This is a genomic window from Rickettsia asembonensis (assembly GCF_000828125.2).
In the GTDB taxonomy this organism is placed as follows: Bacteria; Pseudomonadota; Alphaproteobacteria; order Rickettsiales; family Rickettsiaceae; genus Rickettsia; species Rickettsia asembonensis.
Map to the genome: position 1 here is coordinate 1 of NZ_JWSW01000079.1, position 5,525 is coordinate 5,525.

Genomic DNA, 5,525 nt, shown 5'->3' on the forward strand with positions numbered 1-5,525 from the left:
TCAACACTCCCATTATATACATGAATTTCTATATTTTCAATTATAGATTTATTATTTATTTACTAAAAATTATTAGCGATAGTTCTATTGTCATAATCACATATAACCTTTATAATAATATTCTTAACAAGAATAAAGCATATGAAAGAATTTCCGAAAAATTATAATTTTACAGAAAATGAAAAAAAATGGCAGCAAATTTGGCAAGAGCAACAAATTTATGCGTATGATCCAAATATTTCAAAAGACGAAACCTATGTAGTCGATACTCCGCCTCCAACAGTTTCGGGGCAGTTACATATCGGGCATGTTTACAGCTATACACAAACCGACTTTATCGTGCGTTTTCAGCGTATGATGGGTAAAAATATCTTTTATCCTATGGGTTTTGACGATAATGGTCTACCAACCGAGAGACTTGTTGAAAAACAGAAGCAGATCAAAGCTTATAATATGTCTCGATCTGAGTTTATAAAAATTTGCGAAGAGGTAGTAGCAAGTGAAGAAGAGAAGTTTAGAAGCCTATTTAACCAAATAGCTTTATCGGTTGATTGGAGTTTAGAGTACCAAACTATCAGTCCGTTATCACGAAAAATATCACAAATGTCTTTTCTTGATTTAGTTAAGAGAGACGAAATTTATCGTAATGATCAGCCCATATTATGGGATCCGGTAGATTGTACAGCTCTTGCTCAAGCTGATATTGAGGACAAGGAAAAAACCTCATTCATGAATTATATTATTTTTAAAACCGAGCAAGGAGAGCCGCTTACTATAGCAACTACAAGACCTGAATTATTACCGGCTTGCGTCGCCGTATTTTATCACCCTGATGACAAGCGTTATAAGCATCTAGCAGGTAAATCAGCTATAACCCCGCTTTTTAATGGGAAAGTTCTGCTGCTTGCCGATCCTTTAGTACAACAAGATAAAGGTACTGGTCTGGTAATGTGCTGTACGTTTGGTGATCAAACGGATATTACTTGGTGGAAAACGCATAATTTGCCTTTAAGAACTATTGTTACTAAAAAAGGTACAATAGACTTCCCTCATGATATTGCTATAGACGGACTAAAAATTAAAGAAGCTCAAGCAAAAATAATAGATATTTTAAAAGAACAAGAGTTGCTTACTAAACAAGAGGAAATAACTCATACCGTTAAATGTGCCGAGAGGTCAGGTGCACCGCTTGAAATTTTAACCGTACCGCAATGGTTCGTTAAAACGATATCACATAAAGAAGCGTTACTTAAAAGAGCAAATGAGTTAAATTGGCATCCTAAAAATATGAAGATTCGTTTAGAAAATTGGATTAATGCTATTAGCTGGGATTGGTGCATAAGTAGGCAGCGTTATTTCGGCGTGCCTTTCCCTGTTTGGTACTCTAAAAGAGTAGGTGAAGAAGGTAAAATTTTATATGCCGATATTTCGCAGCTACCTGTCGATCCGTTAAAAGATTTACCTATCGGTTATAGTAAGGAGGAAGTAGAACCTGATTTTGACGTTATGGATACTTGGGCAACAAGTTCCGTTTCGCCTCAACTTTCTACTCATGGCATTTCTGACGATTTCACTGTTAATAAAGATAGACACGATAAATTATTTCCGATGGATTTAAGACCGCAAGCACACGAGATTATCAGAACTTGGGCATTCTACACTATCTTAAAAGCTCATCTACACCAAAATACTTTGCCGTGGAAAAACATCATGGTAAGCGGTTGGTGTTTAGCTGAAGATCGAAGCAAAATGTCAAAATCCAAAGGTAATGTTTTAGTTCCTGAAAAGCTACTCGAACAATACGGTTCTGATGTAATACGTTATTGGTCGGCAAATTCAAAGCTTGGAGCTGACACCGCCTACTCTGAAGACGTTATGAAAAACGGCAAACGGCTTGTTAATAAGCTGTGGAATGCCGCTAAATTTGTTTCTATACATTTTGAGAAATTAAAAGATGAAGATAAACAAGCAAAGCTTTTAGACGTTAAAGAAAAAATCACTAACGAGTTTGATCAGTGGATGATTAATAAGTTAGTAGAATTAGTTAAGCTAGCCACAAATGAGTTACAAAACTATGAATATGCAAATGCTATACATCTGACGGAAAAGTTTTTTTGGACGATATTTTGTGATAATTATTTAGAAATAAGCAAAAACCGAGCTTATGATGAGGAAAACAACAACCCTAGCGGACAATATAGTAGCATATTAACTTTATATTATGTTATGCAAATTTTATTGAAACTATTTGCACCGTTTATACCGCATATTACCGAAGAATTATATCAGCTATTATATAGTGAAAATTCTGTACACGAAAAAGGCAATTGGGTTAATTACGGTGACTTAAACTATAAAATCGACGCAAAAGGAGCAGAAGGACTGCTTGAAATCCTAGATATCGTCAGAAAATTCAAAACTGAGAAAAATCTCTCGATAAAAGCTCCGATAAAATTGCTTGAAGTCAGCGGCATAGAACTATCTGAAGAGCTAACGGAAGATTTAAAGAACGTCACATCGGCAGAAGAAATACAATTTGAGGACCAAGGTGATAAAATTAAAGTCAATGTTATCCTTTAAAAATATTATAGGCTTAATATTAATTATATTTGCCGGTATATTTTTTTATGCTTATATATTAGAACATGACTGGCGATATATAACCTTAAGTGATGAACAAGTAAAAAAATATAGAATTAGCGAGGAAAAAGCTATTGCCCTTTATCAGTTAATGAAAGACACTCATGAGCTACTTGGTAAAAATAATATTAATTATTGGATAGAAGGCGGCACTCTGCTTGGAGCTGTTAGACATCAAGGTATAATTCCTTTTGACGATGATTTAGATATAGGGATAATGCACGAAGAAGAAATACACTTGCAGCAAATATTACCGCAATTTGAGCAACTCGGTTATACTGTTTCCTACGAGAGAGCTTATAATATATGCAAAAAAGCTTGTTTAGATATTTTTATTTTTCATAAAGAACAAAACAAATTTATATATACTAATTTAGCAGCTCGAGATAAGTATCCGAAGAGTTCATTTTATGATAATGAATTATATCCTTTAAAAAAATATAGATTCGGTAGTATAGAGGTTTATGGTCCCGCTGATCCTATAGGAAATCTAAATAGGCAATATCCAGAATGGGATAAGTATGCAGTGATAGAGCATTCCCATAGCTTACATTTACCTTTTTTATCTAATATCGAGAAAAAAACCAAATTTATACTTACTCCGGAATTGTTAAAACCGGCTCAGCCACTCGGACCTCTAGAAGATAAAGTGAATATAGTCAATTCAGCTACATTTATTGGTATGTGCGAGGATATGGCTTATAATTAAATGTCGAAATGGTCATATGATTTACATTTGACTAGATTACCTTTTTTGCAAAAATTCATATCAAACAAATTGAGATAAGAAAGTAATAGCCGGTACTATCCATAAGCCCGGTTTATCAAAGCAAGAACCCGAAATAGCTTGTTTATTTTGAATCACTTGAAAACTAAACTTAGGTTTAAGTAATTCATAAAAATATTTTAAGCTTGAAGAAACGGTTGAGTCACTTACTTTTGCTTCCACTAAAATCCAAGGCTTCTCATCTTTTGTTATTACTAAATCGACTTCACGTTTTTGTTTATCACGAAGATAGTATAAACCAAAATCACCAAGCCCTGTTTCGTTCCAAAAATATACGGCTTTTAAAAGGTGAGAAGCTACAAGATTTTCAAATCTCACTCCTATATCTTTTATTTGTGACCAGTCCCAAAGGTAAATTTTCGGCTCTTTTATTAAGCTTTTTACAACATTTTTAGACCAAGGTTTGATCGCAAAACAATAATAATACTTTTCTAGCAAGGATAGCCATCTTCTTATTGTTTGATCTGAAACCCTAACTTTGTTAGCAAGATTTGTATAGCTTATTAATGATCCTGCTTGCTCGTTTATAATGCTAGCAAGCAATTCTAATGCATAAATATTATTTATATCTTCAGTATTTCTTACATCTTCTCTAAATAATTGCTCGAATCTTTGATTACTCCATATTCTATGAAATTTAGCAGTTGCTTTTAAATAGCTTTCTGCAAACCCTCCAAAATTTATTAGAGCTTCAAATTCATCTATAGTGATATTTTTAGGATTTTTTATATAATCAAAATTTTTAGCTATTTCAGATACTGATAATGGATGCACAGTTAAATTTATATAACGCCCCATTAGGCTATCGCCGCCTTTTTTATATATATTCAATTTGGCACTACCTGTTATAATAAATTCAATATCTTCTCCGAATTTATCATAAAACCCTTTTACAAGATTTTTCCAATCTTTATATTTATGAATTTCATCTAATATTAAGTACGGTTTCTTATCGGATACGGTAGATAGGATTTGTTCGGAAGGGTATGTATTGTGATCTTTTGGACGTAATTATCCTATTGTGACTGTAACGCACTTACCAAATGAATTCCATAAATTTATAATATTGGTAATAACAATTGCTTCACGTTTTTGTGATGATATTTTTTTAGTTAATAGAGATGAACCAATACATCTCTTAATTCTTGAAATTTGAGCTTCAATTAGTGCTCTAATTCCATAACAGTATTTTTTATAAAATGCATAAATGTTACCTTTTTTACTAATATAACGTACAACCTTATCATGCCATATGCTGTTATCTTGAGCATATATTTTAGCATTACGTGGGGGAGGAATTACTGGCGTAATACCACGATTACTCAATTTCTCAACTCCTTCAATACTATAGTAAGCACCATCAGCAATTACTCTATCTGCTGATATATTCCATGGTATTAAGTACTCTAGCATCTCTATATCAGCAGTATGGCAATCAGTAATCTCAACATTATGAATATTCATTTCAGGATCTATAGAAATATGCATTTTCTGCCATGGCTTATTCTTGCAGACTTTATTGTATTTCGTTGCATACCAGTTACTAGCTGTATTAAATCTAAGACCTGTGCTATCTAGTATCAGAGATATAGCTTCGCCATTCTTGATACGACCGGCAAGTTTATTGCAAAACTGTTTAACCTCTAATGGTATCTGCGAAAATAAATCACATAGATGACCAAAACTTGGTACTGGAATCTCAAGACCCTTACTACGCCATAGATCCTCAAAGTAACCTGTTATTTGACGCTGCCCAAAACCAAATAAACGATATAATGTATAAATTAGTTGTATATATGGTACTTGGTATGTCGCTGCCCTCCCAGATTCTCCCTCTACATAAGGTTGAGCATTAATGAATAAAGACTCTGGATCCCCTTTAGGAAAATACAGGCTGATTATCCCTCTTTAGTCTTAAACTCTTATTATATTGCGACCAATTTGTTATTTTATATTTTGGCTTATCTGTTTTTCTGGGCAAACCTGCTTTTACTCTTTCTTTGTAGGGCATTCTAAATTTATAACTTATCTAATTCAGAATATTATATACCATTCCCTCTATACTTTATAGATGTTTTTAATACCCTTCCGAACAAAG

General features: G+C 33.2%; 4 protein-coding genes. 2 read left to right on the forward strand and 2 right to left on the reverse strand.

What is annotated here, in order from left to right:
- Positions 1-141 precede the first annotated feature (141 nt).
- A complete protein-coding gene (locus SB78_RS06585) occupies positions 142-2,580 on the forward strand; it encodes a valine--tRNA ligase (RefSeq protein WP_041079551.1) in 2,439 nt (812 codons plus the stop codon).
- Positions 2,549-3,349, forward strand: coding sequence for a LicD family protein (locus tag SB78_RS06590; RefSeq protein ID WP_041079552.1), 801 nt, complete (start codon positions 2,549-2,551; stop codon positions 3,347-3,349). Before SB78_RS06585 ends, SB78_RS06590 begins: the two co-directional genes overlap by 32 nt.
- A gap of 60 nt (positions 3,350-3,409) precedes the next feature.
- Here the strand turns inward: SB78_RS06590 and SB78_RS06595 are convergent, their stop codons facing one another.
- Positions 3,410-4,399: an ATP-binding protein gene (locus SB78_RS06595; protein WP_277813980.1), complete on the reverse strand. Its 990-nt coding sequence runs from the start codon at positions 4,397-4,399 to the stop codon at positions 3,410-3,412.
- A gap of 39 nt (positions 4,400-4,438) precedes the next feature.
- Positions 4,439-5,329, reverse strand: coding sequence for an IS5 family transposase (locus SB78_RS08595; protein WP_338390887.1), 891 nt, complete (start codon positions 5,327-5,329; stop codon positions 4,439-4,441).
- Between the last annotated feature and the right edge of the window lie 196 nt (positions 5,330-5,525).

Excerpts from the sequence above, each read along its gene's own strand:
- SB78_RS06585 (WP_041079551.1), top strand. The coding sequence starts at position 142 with ATGAAAGAATTTCCGAAAAATTATAATTTTACAGAAAATGAAAAAAAA.